This is a genomic window from Maridesulfovibrio frigidus DSM 17176 (genome assembly GCF_000711735.1).
Taxonomy (GTDB): domain Bacteria; phylum Desulfobacterota; class Desulfovibrionia; order Desulfovibrionales; family Desulfovibrionaceae; genus Maridesulfovibrio; species Maridesulfovibrio frigidus.
In genome coordinates, this window is sequence record NZ_JONL01000001.1 from 235,394 (window position 1) to 260,666 (window position 25,273).

At 42.8% G+C, this 25,273-nt stretch carries 15 protein-coding genes; 2 read left to right on the forward strand and 13 right to left on the reverse strand.

Features of this window, described 5'->3' with window-relative positions; translation table 11 throughout:
• Window positions 1-203: 203 nt before the first annotated feature.
• The 8 genes from BR06_RS0101125 to BR06_RS0101160 all read right to left on the reverse strand — a co-directional run bounded on the left by BR06_RS0101125 (window position 204) and on the right by BR06_RS0101160 (window position 16,606).
• Window positions 204-1,412: an acetate kinase gene (locus BR06_RS0101125; RefSeq protein ID WP_031479275.1), complete on the reverse strand. Its 1,209-nt coding sequence runs from the start codon at window positions 1,410-1,412 to the stop codon at window positions 204-206.
• Complete coding sequence (pta, locus tag BR06_RS0101130; protein WP_031479276.1) at window positions 1,413-3,530, reverse strand: phosphate acetyltransferase; 2,118 nt, start codon at window positions 3,528-3,530, stop codon at window positions 1,413-1,415.
• A 197-nt stretch (window positions 3,531-3,727) separates the two neighbouring features.
• The gene (locus tag BR06_RS0101135) at window positions 3,728-5,026 is read right to left on the reverse strand and encodes a (Fe-S)-binding protein (protein ID WP_031479278.1); all 1,299 of its coding nucleotides are present in this window, start codon (window positions 5,024-5,026) and stop codon (window positions 3,728-3,730) included.
• Complete coding sequence (locus BR06_RS0101140) at window positions 5,027-6,412, reverse strand: FAD-binding oxidoreductase (protein WP_031479280.1); 1,386 nt, start codon at window positions 6,410-6,412, stop codon at window positions 5,027-5,029.
• Between the two features lie 90 nt (window positions 6,413-6,502).
• Entirely contained in the window at window positions 6,503-8,176 is a 1,674-nt protein-coding gene (locus tag BR06_RS0101145; RefSeq protein WP_031479282.1) for an L-lactate permease, read from the reverse strand.
• A 137-nt stretch (window positions 8,177-8,313) separates the two neighbouring features.
• Window positions 8,314-11,838, reverse strand: coding sequence for a pyruvate:ferredoxin (flavodoxin) oxidoreductase (gene nifJ / locus BR06_RS0101150; protein ID WP_031479284.1), 3,525 nt, complete (start codon window positions 11,836-11,838; stop codon window positions 8,314-8,316).
• Between the two features lie 666 nt (window positions 11,839-12,504).
• The gene (locus BR06_RS0101155) at window positions 12,505-13,965 is read right to left on the reverse strand and encodes a sigma-54-dependent transcriptional regulator (RefSeq protein WP_031479286.1); all 1,461 of its coding nucleotides are present in this window, start codon (window positions 13,963-13,965) and stop codon (window positions 12,505-12,507) included.
• Window positions 13,958-16,606 (reverse strand): hybrid sensor histidine kinase/response regulator, encoded by a 2,649-nt coding sequence (locus tag BR06_RS0101160; protein ID WP_031479288.1) that lies wholly within the window; start codon window positions 16,604-16,606, stop codon window positions 13,958-13,960. The genes BR06_RS0101155 and BR06_RS0101160 overlap by 8 nt, the downstream gene beginning before the upstream one ends.
• Before the next feature lie 174 nt (window positions 16,607-16,780).
• Between BR06_RS0101160 and BR06_RS0101165 the strand changes: the two genes are divergently transcribed.
• Both BR06_RS0101165 and BR06_RS0101170 read left to right on the forward strand, forming a co-directional pair.
• A complete protein-coding gene (locus tag BR06_RS0101165) occupies window positions 16,781-17,803 on the forward strand; it encodes an esterase-like activity of phytase family protein (RefSeq protein ID WP_031479290.1) in 1,023 nt (340 codons plus the stop codon).
• A gap of 233 nt (window positions 17,804-18,036) precedes the next feature.
• Window positions 18,037-18,240 (forward strand): hypothetical protein, encoded by a 204-nt coding sequence (locus BR06_RS0101170; protein WP_031479292.1) that lies wholly within the window; start codon window positions 18,037-18,039, stop codon window positions 18,238-18,240.
• A gap of 158 nt (window positions 18,241-18,398) precedes the next feature.
• On the opposite strand, the gene BR06_RS0101175 is transcribed toward BR06_RS0101170, so the two are convergent.
• From BR06_RS0101175 to BR06_RS19510, 5 genes are all read right to left on the reverse strand, one after another.
• On the reverse strand, window positions 18,399-18,785 hold the full coding sequence (locus tag BR06_RS0101175; protein WP_031479294.1) for a DUF3568 family protein: 387 nt from the start codon (window positions 18,783-18,785) through the stop codon (window positions 18,399-18,401).
• Between the two features lie 158 nt (window positions 18,786-18,943).
• Window positions 18,944-19,339 carry a response regulator gene (locus BR06_RS0101180; RefSeq protein WP_031479296.1) on the reverse strand — a complete coding sequence of 132 codons (396 nt, stop codon included), beginning with the start codon at window positions 19,337-19,339 and terminating at the stop codon, window positions 18,944-18,946.
• Window positions 19,340-19,552: 213 nt separating this feature from the next.
• Complete coding sequence (locus tag BR06_RS0101185; RefSeq protein WP_031479298.1) at window positions 19,553-21,259, reverse strand: FAD-dependent oxidoreductase; 1,707 nt, start codon at window positions 21,257-21,259, stop codon at window positions 19,553-19,555.
• Between the two features lie 162 nt (window positions 21,260-21,421).
• Window positions 21,422-22,612, reverse strand: a complete 1,191-nt coding sequence (locus BR06_RS0101190; RefSeq protein WP_031479300.1) for an aminotransferase-like domain-containing protein — start codon at window positions 22,610-22,612, stop codon at window positions 21,422-21,424.
• A gap of 322 nt (window positions 22,613-22,934) precedes the next feature.
• Window positions 22,935-25,229, reverse strand: a complete 2,295-nt coding sequence (locus BR06_RS19510) for an ATP-binding protein (RefSeq protein ID WP_051676855.1) — start codon at window positions 25,227-25,229, stop codon at window positions 22,935-22,937.
• Window positions 25,230-25,273: the final 44 nt, after the last annotated feature.

Below are 25,273 nucleotides of genomic sequence, written 5' to 3' on the forward strand. Positions count from 1 at the left end.
GATGTCGGGTAAAAATTACCCGTTAGTAAGCCCTAGAACAACGCGGCATCGACTTCCACTCGGTTGCAGCATATCAGTACTTCCACAGTCTGATCCAGGGTCTGTTTATTTTGGGTCGTTCCACTTAGGAGCGACCTAACTATCCATTTATCCGGGGCAGAGACTTCCACTCCCTGCCCCGAATTATCCTTAAGAGCTATCTACTAAAGTCCGAGAACAGCTACAGTATCATTAGCAATTTCAAGTTCTTCATTGGTCGCAATAACCAAGACTTTCACTGGGCTTTCGTCTGCACTGATTGCTGACGGAGTTCTGTCCCAATTCCAGTTTTTATCTTTATCCATTACGATACCGAAGTTTTCGAGATCTGCACAGGTTTTTGCTCTATATTCAGGATCGTTCTCTCCGATACCTGCAGTGAATATTACAGCATCAACTCTGCCGAGTTCAAAGAAATAAGAACCTATGAATTGGCGAACTCTATGTGTTGCCATTTCTAGGGCAAGAACTGCACGTTCGTCACCTTCTTCAATACGAGTGTGGATATCACGCAAATCGTTTGATCCGCAGATTCCTTTCAACCCGCTATCATGAGTGAGCATATGTTCAACTTCACTAACGCTCATTCCCTTTTTATCGCAAATAAATCCGATAATTGCAGGATCGATATCTCCGCAACGTGTACCCATTATGATTCCGCCAAGAGGAGTTAATCCCATTGAAGTGTCATAACATTTACCGTTTTTAATGGCGCAAAGAGAAGCTCCGTTACCAAGGTGAACCGTTACAAGATTGCACTCTTCCATCGGCTTACCAAGGTATTTTGCTGCTTCGCGGGCCACAAATTTGTGAGATGTTCCGTGAAAACCGTAACGTCTGATACCGAACTCTTCATAAAGTTCGTAAGGAACGCCGAATTGATATGCTTTCGGTTCCATTGTCTGGTGGAAGGATGTGTCGAAAACAGCAACCTGCCTGACACCTGGAAATAGTTCCATCGCAACTTCAATACCGATAACGTGACCTGGGTTGTGCAATGGAGCTAACGGGATAACATCTCTGATTCCCTGAAGAACATCTTCATCAATTTCGACAGGTGCATAGAAACGCTCGCCACCATGCACTATGCGGTGACCGATTCCAGAAATTTCAGAGTGGTCTTTGATAACTCCTTTTTCTGGATCAACCAAAAGCTTTACAACTTCATGCATCCCTTCTCTATGAGTCGGGAAAGGGCATTCCATTTTTTCTTTGTATTCGTTGGCACTGCCAATGAAACCTTTATGAGTAAGGCTACCCATATCATCACCAATGCGTTCAACTATGCCAGAGGCAAGAGCACAACCGTCTTTTGCATCAAGAAGCTGATACTTTATAGATGAGCTTCCTGCGTTTATTACTAATATTTTCATTTAAATAAGTCCCTTTTCTGCTTGAGCCTGAACTGCTGTTATGGCTACGGTGTTAACAATATCAGGAACAGTACAACCTCGGGAAAGGTCATTAACCGGCTTATTTAGACCCTGCAAAACAGGACCGATTGCAACCGACTGCTCAGCTGAACGCTGAACCGCTTTATAAGTATTGTTACCTGTATTCAGGTCGGGGAAAATGAATACTGTTGCACGCCCTGCGACTTCACTGTCCGGCAGCTTGGTTTTAGCAACAGAAGGATCTATTGCAGCGTCATACTGCAAAGGTCCCTCAATCAAAAGATCTGGATTGCGTTCTTTAGCTATACGCACAGCTTCCTTAACTTTTTCAACATCGGCGCCCTTACCGGACTGCCCTGTTGAATATGAGAGTAAAGCAACCCTAGGCTCGACACCAAAAATTTTCGCTGTTGCGGCCGAGCTGAGTGCAATCTCTGCAAGCTGTTCCGCATTAGGATTAGGATTAACGGCACAATCTCCAAAGACAAGAACGCGGTCTTTCAGGCACATCAAGAACACACTGGAAACAATGGACGCACCCGGCTTAGTTTTAATAAACTCAAAAGCAGGACGAATTGTCTGAGCTGTAGTAGTAACAGACCCTGAAACCATTCCATCAGCATCGCCCATGTAAACCATCATGGACCCGAAGTATGTTGGATCAAGCATTCTGTCTCTAGCATCAGACATACGGATGCCTTTATGCTCACGTAACTTAAAGTAAGTATTACAGTAGTCTTCGAATTGCGGAGAGGATTCAGGATCAAGTATCCTGACATCATGCATCTCGAGACCGAGCGATGAAATCTTAGCACCGACTTTATCAGCTTTACCAAGCAAAACAATATTAGCAACCCCGCGACGAGTAAGCATATCCGCTGCACGAAGAACTCTTTCAGCTGTTCCTTCAGGAAGAACGATGCACTGCTTATGTGCCTTTGCCTTCTGAACAAGCTTGTACTCAAACATTTTGGGAGTAACTTTAACAGACTTCGTTGAGATAAGGCGCTGTCTTAGCTCATTGGTATTAACGTGAGATTCAAAAGTTCCGAGAGCGGAAGCAGTTTTACGCTGATCATGTGGGTCAATTCGGCCATAAAGTTCGCTAAGAACCTGCGTGGTGCGATAAGTATTTGTATCTACGGACAGAATAGGAATAGGAACACCTGTCCACCCTTCGATCAACCTGTGCACACTTGAACTTGGCTGCAATCCGCCAGTAAGGAGAATTCCTGAAATGTCAGGGAAAGATGTAGATAGTCTGGAGGCAAGACTACTCAAAATAATATCTGAACGATCGCCGGGAGTAATAATCAGGCTTCCAGATTCAATATACTCAAGGAAGTTACCAATCCGCATAGCAGCAATAACGTAGTCGTCGACCAGTGTATCAAGTCTTCCATGACCATATAAAACGGAAGCAGCAAGCCAGTTACGCACGTCATTCATGCTTGGATTGCCGAGACTTTCATCTTCTTCAATTGCATATACAAGAAGATCCTGGGCACATCTGGCCTTACATTTAATACTTGAAAGAATCTCAGCCATCTCAGATTCAGGAGCAGTAATCCTATTAATTATAGCAGCAACCGTATCAACACCCTTATCTTCGAGAGCATCAATTACGAGCTGGGTGGATGCAATAATATCTTCGTTTGTTTTACCTCTGCCATTTGCAACAAGCAAAACAGGACAACCGAGGTTAGCCGCAATCTCAGCATTGATATCAAATTCAAAGTTCTGATCTTTACCCTGAAAATCGGTTCCCTCACAGAGAACAAAGTCGTACTTCTCTTCCAGCTGACTGTATTTATTAAGTATATTTTCAAGAAGAAGTGAATGCTTGCCGCCATTAATAAGTTCACGAGCTTCTTTTAAGGTGTATGCATAGGTATCTTCGTACTCAATACCAAGATTAAAGTAGCTCATTATGAGATTAATATCGTGATCGCGGGAACCAGTCTGGTTATCATTAATGATAGGTCTGAAAATTGCGACATGCTGTATGTCTCTGAGCAGTAGCTGCATAATGCCCAAGGCGATTGCAGATTTACCGCTCTTCTCTTCGGTGGCAGTGATATATAAATTATTTGACACTGGAAATCTCCTGTGTGGCGCGTGGACGGTTGGACATCTGGTTTCCGGATCAGACATAAGAACACGCTGTTCGGCCTAAAAGGCAACGGGCGGAAGTAACATAACTTTCCTACTACCCGATAAAAACCAACCGCTCCCATAAAAACGCTTTTTTGCAAACTAGTCCAGACTGTAGTTACAATCTGGACTAGAATTTACTATTTTTCTATAGAATCAGCATAAATCTCAAGTACGTGCTGTACTTCAATTCCACCGCCGGACTGTGAAAGCATATCACCAAGCTGCATCATACATGCAGGACATGAGGTGGTAACGACTTCCGCTCCAACAGCTCTAACGTTATCAGCTTTGCGTTCGCCGATACTCTTTGACAGATCGTAATGGTATAAGTTGAAACTACCTCCGCAGCCACAGCAACGGTTAGCTTCATTCATTTCCTTGAATTCATATTTATCATTTTTCTTAAGTAGTGCGCGAGGCTGAGCAGTAACGCCAAGAGACTTAGCAAGGTGACAAGGATCATGATATGTCACGACCTTACCGCCCTCTTTAGACTTAGCAGGAACACTGATGCCCACAACATCTATCAAGAACTGAGTAATATCCATTGTCTTGTCAGCAAGATCCGATACTTTCTCTATGAAAATAGGATCTTCATCTTCGATCATTTTGATCCATGTTTCTTTGATGGTAGCTGTACAAGTAGCACAAGGAGTTACTAGGTAATCAAAATTACCATCCTCAAATGCTTTAATGTTCTGCTTCATCAAAACAATAAATGAATCTTGATCCCCGGATGCAAGAGTAGGAATACCGCAGCAGGCTTGCCCTTTAGGCAGGAAGATTCCTACACCATGGTGCTCAAGCACTTTTATAGCTGCATGCCCGACATGCGGGAACATTTTATCTACAACACAACCCGGGAAGAACGCGACCTTAAGACCACTGATTCCACGAGGTGAATCGAGACTAGGGTAATCTTTCCTGAAAGGCTTTTTAGTGAGCGGCATGAAGTGGCGTTCACCAAGAAGCGGATTAAGCATTGCACAACTTGCTGTTCCGGCAGACTTGTCAGCTACGCTGGCAAATGGTCCCTGAAACTTAGCACTGACATCTGTTAGTAAGTTGAACAACTTAGGACGGGTCAAAAGACCTTTAAAAATAAGTTTCTTAGTCGCGGATAATCCCTTGTACTCGGTAACGATAACACGAGCTTTAATGAAAATATCCATAATCTTAACGCCGCTAGGACAGTTAGCTTCGCAAGAGCCGCAGAGTAAACATCTATTCAGTTTTTCGTTTACCTGATCGGCATCTTTGATCATCTCATGTGCAAGTTTCTCAAGAAGAGCAATCTTGCCACGAGTAACATCTGCTTCCTGCATGGTTTCAGCAAAGACAGGACAAACAGCCTGACACATACCGCACTTCATACAGGCGACCATCTGGTCGTCCAGAGCCATAAGTTTTTCAGCTAATTTTTTAACATCAGACATTTAGCTAGCCTCGATGATTTTGCCGGGATTAAGAATTCCCTTTGGATCAATAGCTTTCTTCATTCTGAGGGAGTAGTCGAGAGTGGCCTGATTAGTTTCCTTTATCATCCACTTGGACTTAGCCATTCCGATTCCATGTTCACCGGAAAGAGTTCCTTTAAGAGAAAGAGCTACATCGAAAATTTCGTTAACAGCTTCTTCTACGCGGTGGAATTCCTGCTTATCTCTGTTGTCACAAAGAATAGTAGGATGGAGGTTACCATCACCAGCGTGACCGAATGTTCCGATGGAAAGTTTGTACTTATCAGCAATCTTATTAAGTCCGCGGATCATTGCAGGAATCTGGCTGCGTGGAACAGTTGCATCTTCAAGAACTGTTGTAGGCCGTGCGCGGGCAAGAGCCGGAAGCGCATTACGACGAGCAAACCATAGAGCTTCACGTTCTTCAGCTGTTTCCGCAGCTTTAACAGATGTAGCACCAATTTTATTACAAATATCTACAATTTTCTGAGCATCGTCAGCAACTTCAGCAGGGTGACCATCAACTTCGATCAAGAGAATAGCCTGAGCTTCAGTTGGAAGACCCGCTTTGGTGAATGCTTCAACATATTTAATTGTTACATGATCAAGTAGTTCAAGAGTACATGGAACAATGTGGTTAGCAATAATTGCCGCCACTGTTTCAGATGCTTTATCGATGTTATCGAAAACAGCCATCATAGCTTTCTGAGCTTTAGGAGGCGGAACAAGCTTGAAAATAATGTTGCTGAAAACTCCGAGAGTTCCTTCGGAAGCAACCATGAGCCCAGCAAGATTGTAGCCTGTTACACATTTTACTGTGCGTGAACCGGACTTGATGAGGTCGCCGTTAACATCAAAGAAATCCATTCCCATAACGTAATCTTTAGTAACGCCGTACTTAAGGCCGCGAAGACCGCCAGCATTTTCAGCTACGTTACCACCAAGAGTGGAAACAGCCTGACTACCTGGATCTGGAGGATAGAAAAGACCGCGTTTTGCAACTTCTGCTGCGAACTGTGCTGTTACAACACCTGGTTCTACAACTGCGTAGAGATCTTCTTCATTAATCTCGATAATTTTATTAAGGCCATTGGTCAGAACAACAATTCCACCAGGATGTGGAATGGTTCCGCCAGAAAGATTTGTTCCTGCTCCGCGAACGGTTAAAGGCAGGCCGTGCTGATTACAAAGTTTGGTAATAGGACCAAGTTGTTCAGTATTATTAGGCTTAACTACGAAAGCAGGCAGTGCAGGATCGAGAACTGCTGAGTCGTAGGAGTAAGCATGACGGTCAGACTCACTCGACAACACACCACCGGAACCAACTATTGCCTCGAAATCTTTGATAAGCTTTTCAGCACCCATTTTTATTCTCCTTGAAATGTCTTTTACAAATTGGGAGGGGAAACTAAGGTCCCCTCCCTTTCTAAATAAACGTTATATAGTTCTTATGATTTAAGAGAGTACCACACCCCAACCGATATTAGCTAGAATCATTCCGATGATTGCTGCAGCTACAAGGTAGTAGGTCAGAGGGATAAGAGTTTTACGGATAATTTCACCTTCACGGTCCATGAGTCCAACAACTGCTGCTGCTGCAACAACGTTATGAACAGTGATCATGTTACCAGCTGCTCCACCGACTGCCTGTAGTGCCACGATGATGGACTGAGGTACGTCGATCTGGGAAGCAACACCGAACTGGAAGAGAGAGAACATCATGTTGGATACAGTATTTGATCCAGCGATGAATGCGCCCATTGCTCCAATAACTGCTGCAAGTCCGGTCCATGCTGAACCAGCAATCTGAGCAACACCGTTTGCAAGTTCCATTGGCATTGCAAGCAAGCCAGATTCGTTGAACTTTGCGCCGGAGTTAATGAATACGCGAACCATAGGGATTGCGAATCCAAGAGCGAAAGAAGCCTGAATTGTTGTCTTCAAGGACTGACCAGCTGCTGACTTAAGGTCAGAGAACTTCATTCTCTGAATGAAGAATGCGCAGGCGATAGCAAGTACGAAGATAAATCCAGGAACATACAAAGGCTTGATTACGTATCCAAGGCCAGTTCCGAAAACATCGGTAACCGGGATAGTTACGGATACGAGAAGACCCTTGATCCATGCAACCTTACGAGAAAGTACGAGGAAGAGACCGACGAGGACGTAGGGCATCCAAGCCTTAGCAAGAGTCATATGTGCAGGAGCTGCAGCAAACTTAGGTTCCCATGTACCCATCCAGTGCTTAGGCCATTCTTCACGTGGAGCGAAGTCCCATGCAACTTTAGGAGTAAGGAAGTTATTCTTAGCAGCAGTAACTACTAGAGCAAGACCAACAAGACCACCAACAATTGATGGGAATTCAGGTCCGAGGAACCATGCAGTAAGTACGTAAGGAACTGTTACTGCAAGACCAGCAAAGATTGTGAAAGGAAGAATTTCGAGACCTTTCTTGATAGACTTTTCCTTACCGAAGAAACGAGTAAGAATTACTGCAAGGAAGGTAGGAATCATGATCCCGATAATACCGTGAATGAGAGCTACGTTACGACCGATTTCGAAAATGTAGTCCATGAATGCAATGTTGTTTGCAGCCAAGATGTCATGAACGATCGGGTTATCAAGACCTGTTTTAACTCCAAGCAGAATTGGTGTACCAACTGCGCCGAAAGAAACTGGTGTAGACTGAATGATCAGTGCAACAGTAACAGCTCCCATTGCTGGGAAACCAAGAGCCATAAGAAGAGGAGCACAAACAGCAGCAGGAGTACCAAAACCAGCAGCTCCTTCAATGAATGCACCGAAACACCATGCAACAATGATTGCCTGAATTCGACGGTCAGGAGTGATATCCATGAAACCGGCACGAATGGTTGCAAGAGCACCACTGTTAGTCAGCGTGTTCAGCATGAATAGTGCACCGAATACGATCCACAAAATCGCGATACAGATGGCAATACCCTGAATGATGGAAGCAGAAATTACTGTTCCAGGAACCTGCCATTGAAAGAACGCTAGGATTGTTACTACGACAAGCGCCAGAGGCATTGCTTTTTTAGCAGGCCAGCGTAGAATTACCAGGAAGAAAAACACCGTTAGGATTGGTGCTAGAGCCATTAAAGTAAGCATATTACTTTTCTCCTCTTAGAAAGTTAAAATTTTGTAACCGCATTACAATTCGAAAAAACCATCACCTTCAATTCCGCATAAAAAGGGGTGCCTACGGACGACCCTAGATAAGGATCGCCCGCAAGCGGTTGAGAATCTTACTCGCTTTCGCTGAAATCAGCGTCAGCCATATATCTTAAAATACCGTAACGATCGTTGTAATCTTTCTCGATTTTCGCACGATATTTTTTAGATGCTTCGGGGCTAATACGTTCCAGAAGTCCGTAACGGTTTTCACCTGCAAGGAAGTCCTGCATTGTTCCGTCTGGAGCTTTGGATTCTAGCATGAATGGATTCTTGCCGTCGTCAGCAAGCAGTGGGTTGTAACGGTAGAGAGGCCAGTAACCTGAATCTACTGCTAGCTTCATCTCTAACTGAGTTTTGCCCATACCCTTCTTGATTCCCTGATTGATACAAGGTGCGTAAGCAATAACCAAAGAAGGACCGGGGTAAGCTTCAGCTTCCTGAACAGCTTTCATGAACTGCTGTTTGTTAGCTCCCATGGAGACAGATGCTACATAAACATAACCGTAGGTCATCATCATGCGACCGAGGTCTTTTTTACCTGTGCTCTTACCGGAAGCAGCAAACTTAGCGATGGATCCGAGTGGTGTTGCTTTAGAAGCCTGACCACCAGTGTTTGAGTAAACTTCGGTATCCATTACGAAGACATTGACGTCTTCACCGGATGCGAGGACGTGATCTACGCCGCCGAAACCGATGTCGTAAGCCCAGCCGTCACCACCGAATACCCAGAGGGATTTCTTGGTGAAGAGGTCTTCCATATCTGCAATTTCGTGAAGAAGAGGTGTCTGAGGTACAGAGTAGAGACCCTGAAGAACCTTGTTACCGTACTCTTCAGAAAGAGCTGCATTTTTACGATTTTCAAGCCATCCGCTCATTGCTTCTTCAAGCTCAGCAGGAACGCCCGCTTCGATTGCTTCAGTTACGAGGTCAGCAAGTTTTTCGCGGCGGTGTGAAACACCCATTTCGATACCGAAACCGAACTCAGCAGCATCTTCGAACAGTGAGTTACCCCATGCAGGGCCATGACCGTTCTTGTTGGTGCAGTAAGGAGTGGTTGGAGCAGATGCGCCCCAGATTGAAGAACAACCAGTTGCGTTTGCAATGATCATGCGTTCGCCGAACAGCTGAGTAAGAGCTTTAACGTAGGGAGTCTCACCACAACCGGCACATGCACCGGAGAATTCCATGAGAGGACGCTGGAGCTGGCTTCCCTTAACGGAAGTTCTGCTCATGAGGTCATCTTTTTCAGGAATAGTCATTGCGAATTCAAGGTTAGGAATTTCAGTCGGTGTCTGGGTAGCGATAGGCTGCATAACCAGAGCTGTTTCTTTAGCAGGACATATATCAGCGCAGTTTCCACAACCCAGACAATCCTGAGTGTAGACCTGCATACGGTATTTAAGACCTTTAAGTTCTTTACCCTTGCCATCAAGAGTTACGAATGTTGCCGGTGCATTTTCCAGTTCTTCTTCTGTAGCAATAACTGGACGGATAGCAGCGTGCGGACAAACGAAAGCACACTGGTTACACTGGATACAGTTTTCAGGAAGCCACTGCGGAACATTTACTGCTACGCCGCGTTTCTCAAACTGTGATGTGGAAAGGGGGAAGAGACCGTCAGGCTCAAAAGCGGAAACAGGCAGGTTATCCCCTTTTTGAGCTAAAATCGGACGAACAACGTCAGTGATGAATTCCGGTTCATCCGTGACGGCCTCTTCTGTATCAATGAGGTTTTTCCAAGAATCAGGGTAATTAACTTCGACAAGGTTTGCGACAGCCTGATCGACTGCGGCATTGTTCATGTTGACGATCTTATCGCCCTTCTTGCCGTATGCTTTCTTGATAGATTCCTTGAGCAGAGCAACAGCCTGATCAAAAGGAATCACGCTGGAGAGTTTAAAGAATGCAGTCTGCATGACCATATTAATACGGCCACCGAGACCTGCTGCTGCAGCGATTTTAATAGCATCTATTGTGAAGAACTTGAGGTTCTTTTCTGCGATGGTGCGGCGCATGGAAGCTGGAAGTTCTTTTTCCATGTCTTCCACTGACCAAGGGGAGTTGATAAGGAAAGTTCCGCCATCTTTAATTCCTTCGAGGATATCATATAGATGAACGTAGCTTGAATTGTGACAAGCAATGAAGTCAGCGCTTGTTACAAGGTAAGTTGACTGGATTGGCTTATCACCGAAACGCAGGTGAGACATGGTGATTCCGCCGGACTTCTTGGAGTCGTATGCGAAGTAACCCTGTGCAAACATGTCTGTGTTATCACCGATGATTTTGATTGCCTGCTTGTTAGCGCCGACAGTTCCGTCAGCTCCAAGTCCCCAGAACTTACACTGAACAGTGCCTTCCGGTGTAGTATCTAGAGCTGCACCAACTTCAAGAGAAGTATTGGTAACATCGTCTTCGATACCGACATTGAAATGATTTTTAGGACCTGCAACAGTCATGTTATCAAAGATAGCTTTGACCATGTTAGGAGTGAATTCTTTAGAACCGAGGCCGTAACGACCAGCAGTAATAACAGGAGACTCACCAGTTTCCATGAATGCAGTACAGATATCCTGGTACAGAGGATCGCCGATTGCGCCAGGCTCTTTTGTACGATCAAGAACAGTCATGTTTGATGTTGTTGAAGGAAGTACGCGCAGGAAGTGTTCGGTAAGGAAAGGACGGTACATGCGGACTTTGATAAGACCAACTTTTTCGCCGTCTGCAACCATGTGGTTGACAACTTCTTCGATAGCTTCACAACCGGACCCCATTGCGACGATAACTCTTTCAGCTTCAGGATGTCCTACAAAGTCGAAAGGCTTGTAGTAACGTCCAGTAAGGTCGCCGACTCTCTTCATGCAGTTAAGAACTACTGAAGGAAGGTCATCGTAAAATTGATTACATGCTTCACGAGCCTGATAGTAAATATCTGGATTCTGAGCAGTACCGCGGATTGAAGGATTTTCAGGGGACATCGCTCTGGCACGGAAACTAGCTATTGCTTCCCAATCAACGAGGGATGCAATGTCATCATAATCGATAACTTCGATTTTCTGAATCTCGTGAGAGGTGCGGAATCCATCAAAGAAATGCATGAATGGTACGCTTGATTCGATTGAAGCAAGGTGAGAAATAAGTGACATGTCCATACATTCCTGTACGGAACTGGAAGCGAGCATTGCAAAACCAGTCTGGCGACAAGCCATTACGTCCTGATGATCGCCGAAAATGGAAAGAGCCTGTGCAGCGATTGCGCGGGCAGAAACATGGAAGACGCCGGGAAGAAGTTCACCGGAAATCTTGTACATGTTAGGAATCATGAGCAGGAGACCCTGCGATGCGGTGTAAGTTGAAGTAAGTGCTCCAGCGGCAAGTGCTCCATGAACAGCGCCTGCTGCGCCAGCTTCAGACTGAAGCTGTTTTACACTTAAAACCTGACCGAAGATATTTTTACGACCTTGTGCGGCCCACTCTTCAGCAACTTCACCCATAGTAGAGGATGGAGTGATGGGGTAGATGGCTGCAGTGTCGCTCATTGCATATGCTACATGAGCTGTTGCAGTGTTACCATCCATTGTCTTCATAATTTTAGCCATTAAGTTCGCTCCTTAGAAAATTTAGAGAAACAACCTGTGAAAAGAAACGCTTCGCACAGAGCCTTGTTACAGGCACAAGATTGAATACTCATTCAGCACTACTCCAAGTTCTGTGCCAAACCTCTTTAAAAACTAAAAACTCTATTAAAACAGACTATTACGACTAACTATTTCAAATAACGCTAATTACGAAAACCCACCCAGTCCGAAAAAACAGACAAAACAAAGTCTTTTTTTTAAGACTACTATTTCTGACAACGCTAAGCTCACTGTTTCCGCCACTAAAGAAGACTTTAAATAAAAAACCTCCTGTCCGTTTTTTTGGACAAAACATTGTCCTAAAAAACGGACAAATGTTTTTAGGGTTTACTATACACCCTATGTCAGGCTTTACCAACGAAAAAAGGTCTTAATTTCATACGTGCTAACACGCTTGAAACTAAGACCTTTTAAAATTTGCAAAGCTGATAATTAAGAAAGAAGAACGGATTAAATAAGCTATAGTTTAATTGTGAAGACAGATTGAGAGTGCATAAATATAAATCTGATAACTTAACGCAATTAGATTATCCACAACGGCCCTGCTACCCTGTTAAGCCCACGGGCCGACTACTTTGCTAGAAGCAAGCAAGCTTCAAACTTTCCATGCACTAACATTTGGAACTACTAATCTTTAATCTCATGCTTTTTTAGCAGCGCATAAAAATGAGAGCGCGAAAGACCTGAAACCTTCAAAATAGCGGGGGTTTCACCTTTATAGCGGGAAAGTAGCTCTTCGAGATACCTTTTCTCAGCAAGCCCCTTAAATTCTTTCAGCGGTGGCAAATCATGCGTAAACAAATCCTCAAGAGCCGCAGCACTGTCCATAGCTGAAGCAACCTCTACTAACGGTTCAGCTTTTTTAGACTCAATTTCAACTGGCACGACAGGAACCGCTTTTACATTCTTTTTAAGATTGGACTTCGCCATCTTAATACGCAGATCATCTGACAAGTGCATGGCATAAATAGTATTACCACTACCACATGCAACGAAGGCCTGCTCCAAAACATTGAATAACTGGCGCACGTTACCAGGCCAGTTATAGTTATTTAAAACATCATAAAAATCAGAGTTTGCAACTTTAGGAGGCACTTCATACTGCGTACGCAAGCGGCGTAAATGAAAATCAGTAAGCTCTCTAATATCACCGACCCTGTCCCTGAGCGGCGGCAATGTTAAATGTATAGTCTTAATACGATAGAGTAAGTCCTGACGGAATTCTCCTTTTGCGACCATAGCATCAAGGTCTCTGTTCGTAGCAGCAACAAGTCTGAAATTGCTTTTAAACTCTTTGTTTTCACCGACTGGGCGATAAGTCCGTTCCTGAAGAACCCTTAAAAAAGACTTCTGTATGGAAAGAGACATTTCACCGACCTCATCGAGAAACAAGGTTCCTTTATCGGATAACTGAACCAGCCCTTTACGGTCAGACTGAGCCCCGGTGAATGATCCGCGCTTGTGACCGAACAAAGTGCTTTCAATAAGGGATTCGGTGAGAGAAGCACAGTCAACTACGACAAAATTATTATTCACCCGAAGAGAATTATCATGGATGGTTTGCGCGAAAAGCTCCTTACCTGTTCCCGTTTCACCGGTCACGAGAACGTTGGCATCAGATCCAGCAGCATGAGCAATCAAATCGTAGCAACGCTTAATTTCCGGACTTTTACCGACAATATTATCTAAATTAAGGGCTACACGCTGTGCTTTATTTTGCTTTTCATTATGAAATTCTAAAGCCCTTCTCATGGATAAAGATATTTGCTTTATGGAAGAAGGTTTAACAAGAAAATCCCACGCCCCTCCCTGAATAGCCAGCTCTGCTCCATCATCATCGCCTTTTCCCGTGAGAATAATCACCTCAGGAAAACCAAGTGCGGATTTTACTCGCGGTAAATAATCGAGGCCATTGCCATCCGGCAATGATATATCTAAAAAGACTAGATCAAAGGGATCAGCTTCAACTTTCTCCATACCATCTGCCAAATTATGCGCATAAGCTCCTTCGTGACCGGAGCGTATAATCAAACTGCCTATCGTTTCACAAACTTGCACGTCATCATCAATTATCAGGATTTTACCCATCAGTTTTCTCCGAGGAAGTAAGAACTTCCCTTATGGCATCTGCAATTATATTCTTACTGTACGGTTTCATTAATACTTTCCTGACATTTCGTATTTCGGACGCGAAGTTCAAAAAGTTACGTCTACCGGAAACGATAAGAACCGGAATCCCGGGCGCAACGTTTTGAATATCTTTTGCCAGATCAACACCGTTGGTTTCGGGCATGTCGTAATCGGTAATAATCAAATCGAAAAGTTCCGGTTCTTTACATATCAATTTAAAGGCTTCCGCAGGCGAAGAAAAGGCTGTGACCGTATAGCCGAGGCTTTCAAGAATCCTAGGAGTGGTTTCAAGCTGGTCCTCGTCATCTTCTACAAAAAGTATATTTTCTTTACCAAGAGGCAAAGGTCCATAAGTTTTAGCCCTCACGTCTGTAAGCTCCCCCTTAACAGGAAGATAAATTTCAAAACAGGTCCTTGCATTCGGGGCACTGGAAACGCTTACGCCTCCGCCATGGCCTTTGATCAAACCATGTACAACGGCAAGCCCTAAGCCAGTACCCTCTGCTTTACCTTTGGTCGTAAAGAACGGATCAAAAATTTTATCCAGAATGTCACCGGGAATGCCTGGACCATTGTCGCATATTGCAAGCTCAATATATTTGCCGGGACGAACGCGCATAAACTCACTCTGCTCCTCCTCGACTTCAACCGTTTTGAGGGAAACTTCAATCTCGCCTCCACTTTTACGAAGCGACTGAAATGAATTAGTACACAAGTTCATAATGATCTGATGAATCTGAGTCGGGTCCGCCATTATCAACGGAACTCCGTCCGAAACATTCGCAAAAACGCCTATATTGCGTGGCAGTGAAGCTTTAATGAAATCTACAGTTTCACTCACAACCTCACCAATATCAGTAGGTTTAAAACCTTCCTGCGAAGGCCGGCTAAAAGTAAGAATCTGCTTAACAACACGGGATCCGCGCTGAGCAGCTTTTATCGCTCTATCAAGATCTGTCCATGTCATGGTGCCCTCTTCCACATCGGTCATGGCGAGATCGATTGAATTAATGATGGAGGTCAAAATATTATTGAAGTCGTGCGCTATTCCGCCTGCAAGAGTTCCGATAGCTTCCATTTTTTGCGACTGGAGGAGCTGTTTTTCAAGATTAACGCGGCGGGTGACATCCTCTGCAGTTGAGAGAGTTCCTACAACGTCCCCTTTTTCGTTATAAAGCGGAACCTTATTGATTTCCAGCCAAACAGGGTCAGCTCCATCACGAGTCATAGCCCAACTGATACGCAACCGCTGTTCACCTGAATCGATAACCTGTTTATCCCAAATTGCAGCTTGCTCTGCGAACTCTTTATTCGGCCTCAGTATAGTATCATCAAGCCCAATAATTCCTGACGGGTCATCCATTTCAAAGAAATCAGTAAACGACTGATTCGCACCCAAATATTTCTGTCTTTTATCTTTCCAGCAAATTTGGAGGGGTATAGTATCCATCAATATTTCTTGAAAAGACAACTGTGCTTTAATGGTTTTTTCAATTTTTCTGCGCTGTAATATTGAGATCACAAGGAAAACAAGAATAATGCTGAGCGCAACCATCGAGATTATAATTGTCCAGAATAATTGCTTATTCAATTTGTAAAAATAATCTGGACCATTAATTATCACACTATCTTCAGGCAGCAAGTCTTCGCTAATATGATACTTTTTGAGCATATTATAATCAAACATATAAATCTCATTGGAATCTTTTAAAACTCTGGGAGTCGGCATTTTACCTGTTTTTAAAACATCTACTACCATCAGAGCAGCTTGACGCCCCTGATCCTGACCCGAGAGCAACTTTCCCCCGATAATGCCGTGTCCAAGCAAGAATTCCCAAACACTAAAGACCATGACAGGAGAATTCTCTGAAATGACCTGCAGCACCTCTTCAGCACTATACAGCTCACCGTGGGCCCCCTTATAAAAAGGTGTGAACAACAAAACTTCAGCGCGGCCCATTTTTCTGGACTTGGCAAGCAATTCTGTCAGCGGCAGGTCGTTCCAATACTCAAACTCTAAGCGGCCTGCGAAATCCGACGCGGCGCCCTTAATCTGTTGAATTATAGCGCGCGATGTTACGGACTTGTCCCCGACGATTACTATTTTCTTCAAACCTTTCTTGAACTGCAAAGCAAGCTCTAGATTCGCTCCAATATCCGGATTTTCGAGGACTCCTGCATAATTATTTTTACCCTCAATCTGCTCCGGCTTAAAATCATTAATACCGCAAAAGATTACTGGTACGCCCGGGAAAAAGCTGTCCTGATATTTCAACATAAAATTCAAGGCATTATTGTCAGAAACTATTATTGCTGAAAACTTGTAATCTTTATACTTAAATGCATAATATGAATGTAGAATTTCAGTAAACTCTTCGCTTTTAAATCTCTTTGTATCCATATATTCGATATGTATATCAACAACCATATCACTCGAATTAAGAACATCTCTAGCCCCTTCGAGAATATCATCTGACCAAGCGTAACCATTCTGATAGGAATTAAGAAAAAGTATGTTCTTTTTCTCGCTTTCAGCCATGGACACCGTCGATGAAAATATTAATACTATCAACGCAAACGTAGTGAATAGATTTCTCACCTGTTTTGCTCTCCGTTTTATTGTACAATTTATAAAAAAGTCTAAGTTATTTAATATTCTAAAATTTCGAAAGAACTTACGTTTTCTACTATACAAAAACTATACCGCAATTGTCATCATTTACATTAGAACATTTGCATATTCGTAAATTTCATCTCACAAACAGGAGGAAACATGAAAAAAATCATAATTTTTTTAATAATTCTTATATGCGCGTCATTCTCTATGATCTTCGGGGCGTCCACCAAACTTAAAAATGCAGAGCAGCCAGTAGCGAATCCCATTACAATTAAATTGTCATCCAAGCCTATCGGGCCGCTCGAAGGCGAAATTATCGACATAAATGGTTCTCAGCTCAAATATATGGGCGCTATCGTTATTGATGGAAGTCATCCCGCTTTCGGTGGGTTTTCCGACCTTATAGTCAGTGACAACCGCGACTCATTCCTCACAATTACAGATATGGGATTTTGGCTGAGAGGAAAATTACTTTATTCTAAAAAGGGCCACCTTATCGGAGTCAGCCCTGAGGGCGACCTTGGGCAACTGCTGAATCTTAAGGGGGAAACCTTCTCAATAAAATACAATGCAGACGCCGAAGCCCTAACCCGAGCGCCGGGTTCTGGTTATCTGGTTGCATATGAACGTGTGCACCGAATTAATCACTACAACTCAGGAAAAGAGCTAGACCTATCCGGCTCTCCAACGCAAGTCAGCACACCTCATGGAATGGACAAATTACCTAATAATGGCGGCGTGGAATCTCTACTACTACTGCCCGATGGCAGACTTCTCGTTATTGCCGAAGGTGATGAGAATTTTGAGAGCAACTCATTTGCGGCAGTAAAAAATGATGGAGAATGGATTAACTTAGAATACGAGCGAGTTCCTGATTTCCGCCCTACTTCGGCTGCAAACCTGCCCAATGGGAAAATACTTACTTTAGAAAGGAGCTATACAGGTCCGGGATCATTACAAATAAGACTCTGTGTAATCAATAATATCTCTCTAAAATCAGGCTCAAAAATAATTCCAAAGGAACTCCTCAGAATTCCAGATTCACTGCCCTTAGACAACTATGAAGGTCTGGACATCGTAACCACTAAGAATGGCGGAACTTTTATCTATATCATTTCAGATGATAATTTCTCACCGCTACAAAAGACTATTTTAATGATGTTTGAGCTTAAAAATTAAACCACAAAAGGATTTTCAAACCCACTGCAATTGTTGGATCTTATCTACACATACTCATATTTATACATTATTTAAGCATGTTAAAGATTTTCTAGCAAATAGCTCAAGTATTCCAACTGTATTCCAACTGTATTCAATCTTTCTTTCGCTTTTTTCAAATCAAGCGTTGTTTTGTCCCTCTCAAAGGGTTATATAGATAATATACGTAGCAACAATTCAGCAAAGGGGAAATCATGAAAAAAAAGCAACCTGCCGCAATGAAGCAGATTAAAACGACACCCAAGACTCAGCCAATGAACGAAGCTGCCGGAAAGGAATGTAAAATATTCGTTCTCAACACAGATGACTGGAACATTCACCAAGATGACCGTGCGAACATCATGAATGCGGACTTTCACCAAATGGACTCAGCTCGCAACTCTAAGAGATACTCATAGGTTCACTAAAACTCACACATATGCTTCGTAAGCAAACCCCCTCTTGAACTATCATTCATTAGGGGGTTTTTTATCAGAATTAAATTGTCTAAATAAAAAAGGGTTCCAAGCTAAGCTTGGAACCCTTTAATTCATATAATCGTAAACAAATGGTAGTATTACAAATTTCTTTGAATACCGGATAAAATTCTTTGAGAAGCCTGCTCATCACCAAGTATTCCATATCTAACAGAAACTTCTGAGACCGTAGACGAAACACTCTTTATGCTAATAGAAATCCCAGTATCAACATCAATAGCTTTGATGGAAGCATCACTGAGCCTTTTAGCCTTTTTCTCAATTTTTAAGCCGAACGACTGACACGTTTTGAGTGCAGACTGATAAGTAGTGTTCAAATTCGCATTATATTGACGGCTAGCCTCACCAGATACATAGGCATAAGTTCCGCCTGCTGCGGCTCCGCCAAGAAGAATAGCCCCACATCCGGACAGAGACAAGGCAAGCATGGCGCACATAAAAAATGTAGTTATCTTTTTGAGAAACATATAAATCTCCTTATTTCATTAACTATGATTCTAAACTATCCGGATAGAATCATGTACTACGTCCAATCTCACGTCAACTAGAGTCTCCATACATAAAAAAAGGGTGCGATCTGTATTAACCAAATCGCACCCTTTAAATAACTATGAAAAAGGTATCTCTACAAGATATTATTTTCGCGAAGTTCGTTTAAAACGCGAACCTTGCTGAAAGGCTTCACTATATAACAGCTAGCATATCCCTTAAAGAATGCTTGGCTGACATTTTTAGTATCGTTAAGAGAGGTTATCATAACGAGTTTAAACTCACCTGGTCCATTAATACCGAGTTCTGCTTCCAAAGCCCGAAGCTCTTTGGTTGCAGCGTGTCCATCCATCTCCGGCATGAGGATATCCATAAAAACAGTATCAAAAGGATCTTTGTCCTCAACTGCTTTTCTAAAAGCATCTATAGCTTCTGCACCACTAAAAACCGATTCACAACGTGCATACGAAGACAAGAGCTTTGTCAGATACATGTGGACGGTTTCATCATCGTCAATAATTAGAAACCTCATATGACCTCGCTTAAATATTACTCATTTCGAGTTGTTCAAATTCATTAAGTATTAAAAAATATCTCACTTAAGAAAGGATAGTATACCAATTTGATATGTATAGCAATAATGAAAAATATAAAAAGACTCAAGACAAAAGCACATTTAGTACACTTCGCCTTAAGTCTCTAGTTAACTTCAGATTAAAAACAACTCCAAAACACTTAAAACAAACTAGATATCAACACCGTATGCTTTAAGTAAAGCCATGCCGCCTTGAGTATTTAGCACATGTTTAAAACCAAGCCCATCTAACATAACCTGCGCTTCGTATGAACGCCCACCGGTGTTACACACAAGGACAAGTTTCTTATCTTTTGGAAGCTCTTCAAAGCGAGCTGGAATTTCGCCCTGCGGAATATTGTGCCAATGCTCAGGGTATTTCTCAAGGAAAGACTCTGCATCTGCTTTTTCACGAACATCGAGGAAGCAGTAATCACCGCATTCACGATCAGCCCAGAGTTCTGCAAAAGTATCAGGACCATGCCCATGATTCATTCCGGCTAGAGCATTGTCAGCCATATTTGCGATGGAGTTAAGTACATCCATTGCTGACGCAAATGGAGGAGAGTAAGCAACTTCTAAGTTACTGACGTCTTCGATAGTGGGCTTGAACTTCATCATACCAGCAACGGCATTGATGCGCCCAACCATTGCGTCACCACTTGAAGCAAATCCCTGCAGACCAAGTACTCTGCGAGTCGGTTTATCAACGATCATTTCAAGAGTCATCATATCCTTTTCAGGGTAAAAGTGAGCTCTGTCAGCCATAATAAGCATTACACTGATGGCGTCGAATCCAGCTTGTTTGGCCCCGCCAAGAGACATACCGGTTCCCGCCATGGATTTTTCGAATAGCTTGACTACAAAAGAGCCTGCCGCTGGTGGAAATGTTTCGCTACGACCGGCAAGGTTCCCGCCAATAATGCGCCCCTGCCTGTTAGCCATAGACCCCATAGGCAGGTAAAATGGAGAACCGTCGACAGCATGTTCAATCACAACGCAGTCGCCACCTGAGAAAATTTCAGGATCGGAAGTACGCATTGTTTCATCAACAACGATACCACCGCGTTCTCCGCATTCAAGGCCGCAATCTTTAGCGAGTTTATCGTTAGGGATAACACCTGCGGAAATGATGACTAGGTCAGCATCAATTGTGCCGCCGGGAGTCACAACCCGTTCGACTTTTCCGTCACCTTCAATACGGGTGACAGTTTCACCGAGTTTAAACGCTACGCCTTGCTCCTGCATGTGGTTCTGCCCCATCTTTGCAAGAACAGGACTGACCATACGAGGAAGTATTTGGTCGAAAATTTCAACTACAGTAGTTTCAATTCCCCACATATCCGCGAAGGCTTCCGCCATTTCGAGGCCGATAAACCCAGCTCCAACAACAACAGCTTTGGCGAATTTTCCTTCAGTGATGCCTTGTTTAATTTTTTCAGCATCATGCATATTACCTACATAATATACATTTTCCAGTTCTTCACCGGGAAGAGATAGTTTGCGAGGGGCAGCACCAGTTCCAATTACGAGTTTGTCGTAATCAATAACACTCTTGTCGCCGGTTTTCAGGTTCGTTACATGAACCTGTTTTTTCTCGCGATCAATTTTAGTGGCTTCAGTACTGGAAAGAACATCAACACCTTTAATATCTCTAAAAAAGGGCTCGTCTCTTACCATATGAAACGCGGTGGTACGGAGTGCTGTAGATTCCGAAACATCACCTGAAATGAAGTAAGGAATCCCGCAACCGCCGTAAGAAAAAATATCATCTCGGTCGATAAGAGTAACTTTAGCATCCTGTCTGAGTCGTTTAAAACGGCAAGCCGCTTTTGGCCCAAGCGCAACTGCACCTATGACAACTACATGTTCTGACATGACTGAACCTCTGGTTTGTGATTAACATAACTTCTAAAACGATATCTTTAGAAGGGGTATTATCTTTGGTTTATCGACTAATCATTTTAAAGCTTAAATGCAAGAGGAGGCACAGATTAATAACCTGTACCTCCTCAAATAAGTCATAAAAAAATACAGAAACTATGCTTTAGCAATAAATTCCTTAAGTCCTTCACCTAAACGTTTAATGCCTTCGACAATTTTTTCTTCATCTGAATTAGAAAAATTAAGACGGAAAGTATTTTCTCCGCTATCATCGACGAAGAAAGGACGACCGGGAACAAATGCAACTTTATTTTTAATAGCTTCCTCAAAGAAATCCATTGCAGATAAAGACTCAGGAAGAGTCGCCCACAAGAACATCCCGCCTTCCGGCTCAGTAATGCTAACTTCAGCAGGAAAGTATTTAGAGATAGATTCGACCATCACATCTCTCTGCCTTCCGTAACGTTCTTTAATCTTCTCAATGTGTTCATCCAAAACATTGTCAGTGAGGTAACGATGAATTACCTGCTGAGCAAAAGTACTTGTATGCAGATCTGAAGCCTGCTTAGCGATGATCAGCTTATCGCGCATTTCGCCGCCGCAAACCATCCAACCAAGCCTGAACCCAGGAGCAGCAACTTTAGAGAAAGATCCAAGCAAAACGCCGCCCTCTTCAAGGTAGCCCCTGACAACAGGAGGATGTGACTCACCCATGAAACGAAGCTCTCCATATGGATCGTCTTCAATAAATAAGGTATCGCGCCCTTTCATAAGTTTTGCTACACCAGCTCTCTTTTCAGCACTGTAAGTCAGGCCGGACGGGTTTTGGAAATTTGTAACAGCGTAAAACATTTTTACATTTTCATTATCAAGTGCAGCTTCAAGCTCTTTAAGATTAGGCCCATCCGCTTCAAGATTAACAGTGATAAAATTGGCCTGAAACATCGAAAAGGACTGTATCGCGCCCAGATAACCGGGACGTTCAATAATCACATTATCACCGGCATTTAGAAGAACTTTACCGAGCAGATCGAGACACTGCTGTGAGCCAGAAGTGATAATAATCTCGTCAGGACTTACATCAATGCCCTTTTTTTCCTTATAGCGAGCAGCAATGTACTCGCGTAGAGGAAGGAAGCCTTCGGTAGTTGAATACTGCAAAGACTGAGGGCCACTATCCTGTAGAACACCAACCGCAGCCGCTTCAAGTTCTGCGACAGGAAACAGTTCTGGGTTCGGTAAACCACCAGCAAAAGAAATTATAGAGCTATCTTGAGTAACTTTTAGTATTTCGCGAATAAAAGATCTGTGGACGGTAGACATCCGATCAGCAAACTTAACAGGCATCTAAGCCTCCTTGAGAATCATAACGCCGCAATCTAATGCATGTAATCCAGAAATCGAGTATCATGCCTTCCGGAAACCGTTCCCGAAAGAATTGTCAGCAAGTTGTTGCGTTTAAATAAAATTTCGATTTTGCAATCAAAAGATGAATCATCCTACTTATTTTTATACGGAACACAAGTAACAAATATTCTCTATTGCCTACAGTACAGAAAAAACACCACTAACACTCTGTAATAGAATTACAAAAGCTAGAAAAAATGAGATAAAATTAAATGGAAATGGGATTAATATATCGAATATCATCGCAATATTTAGTGAAATATTACGTATTCGCCTTGAGACCATTCATAAATGGCAGTTTAACAATGAACCGAGTCCATTCACCGGGCAAAGACTGTACAAACATCTGTCCATTATGCTGATCTGTAATGATGAAATACGACACAGAAAGGCCAAGCCCCGTGCCTTTTCCGACAGGCTTGGTGGTATAGAAGGGTTCAAAGATGTGCGTTGCAATATCCTCAGCAATGCCAGGGCCGTTATCCTCAATTTCAACAACGGCCATACCATCCTCTTCGCGCACCCTAAGAGTTATTTGTGGCTTCTCATTTTCGTATTTTTTATCGACCATAGCTTCAGCAGCATTTTTAATTATATTAAGAAAAACTTGCTGAATTTGTGTACTATCGCAAAAAACAGGATGCAAATTTACCTCGTAGTTGCGCACTATAGCTACTTTCCGGAAGTCATAATTTTTTTTCAAATCGTAATCACTAGCTGCCAAATCCAATGTAGTGTCTAATAGAGCTTCAATATTATGATCACATGCTTGGCAATCACTTTTCCGACTGAAGCCAAGCATTTTTGAAACAATATCCGCAGCCCGCTGAACTGATTCATTTATAGTATTGATCATTTTAGGGGCTTCACGAACATCTAGATATTCATGAACTTTATCGAGGCTTATACCACATAGCTCAGCTGTTTTTCTATTTTTAGCACTATCGGTCAATATACGATTATGAAGGTTCTGCGCACTCCCGACAATTGCTGACAAAGGATTATTTATTTCATGAGCCATACCGGCCGCTAATCCTCCCACTGACATCATTTTTTCTGCTTGAATAATATAAGCTTCAGTTTGCTTGCGTTCGGTAATATCGGTGAAAAATCCGGCCAGTAGCTCACGTCCCTGAATGGTTACAACGGCAGAAGAAATATCGATAACCATGGACCTGCCACTGTGCGAAAGACATTGAATTGCGGGAGAATATGAAATTTCTTTAGCAAAATGCTTCTGATATTCCGTCTTAATACCCCTGAATTCTTTAGTAGGATGGAGTTCATTCAAGCATAGTCCTCCTAGATCTTCAGGACGAAGTTCAAAAAGGGACATAAAGGCGGGATTGACAAACTCAATCAACCAATTTTCGGGATTTATCAAACAAATTCCAGATGGGTTTGAATCTAAAAGTATCCGAGATTGTTCTTCATTTTCACTTAAACGATAAAGAGCCTGATTCCTTTCACCTTCACGCAGGCGAAGCAACTTGATCATAACATCAAATGCCTGTCCCAAACGCCCTATTTCGCCATCAGAATAGTCTATTCCGCTTGGAGATTTCACATCTTCTTTACCAAGTTTCTGAACAACATTGGTCAACTTTTCTAAACTTTTGGCAATACTTCTCCCGCCAAGCACCCAAGCAATAATAAGAGCGAGACAAAGAGAGACCGCAGTAGTCAGCAGCCCCCGAATAAGCAAAGAATCAGCTCTTGCTAGCACTTTGTTCCGGTCAAAACCCATGAACATGTACATATATGGCTCAGTCTCGGAATCAAGAAATAACGGCTCATATGCAATAATACGCGTCAAATTATCCGACCCAGCACTAACAAGAGTACCTGTTTTCTTCGAACTGCTAGCAGTATTAAAAACAGTATCTTTAATAGGCTTTCCAAGCGAAATATTAGGTTTTATGGGATATCTGAAAAGTCTATTTCCTCTATAATCACACATACCGAAAAAAGAATCTTTCGGAAAATATCCACTCTCGAAAAATTTTCCGTAGTGACTCAAATCTACGCCGACAATAATCGCACCCTTTGGCTTACCATCTAGGTTGAGAATGGGCATAGCAAAGGGAAAAATAGCTTTACGAGTAACCTTTCCGACAACAAATTCGCCGGAAGCAAACTTCTTAGTTTCTATCGCATTTTGAAATTGTTTGCGGTCAGAAAAGTTCATCCCTTTAGGATTACCCTTACCAGCAACAAGAACATCTCCTTGTAGATTCAATAGTATAACATTAGTATATATGGGATTTGCTTCGAGCAGGGTGGATAAAAGAATTTTTGTTTTATCCACATTGAGATCTCTCACCTCTGGAACTGCAACTATAGTTTGCAACAGAGTGCGCGTAGAGCCACTGATGCGCCTCTGTATTTCGCTAAATCCTCGCAAGATAACAGAGGTCTCTTTTTTTGCAGCCTCGATAGCTTCCCAGCGAGCTGATGTTTCTGCCCATAGATGGCCCATAAAAGCTGGCAAAGTTGCAAGTAGAACTATCAAAGTAAGCTTTTTTTGTATTGAACCGTGAAATATTCCCTTTGCCATTTTGATCAGCCTCTACATTGTCGCAAATAACATACAACAGAATG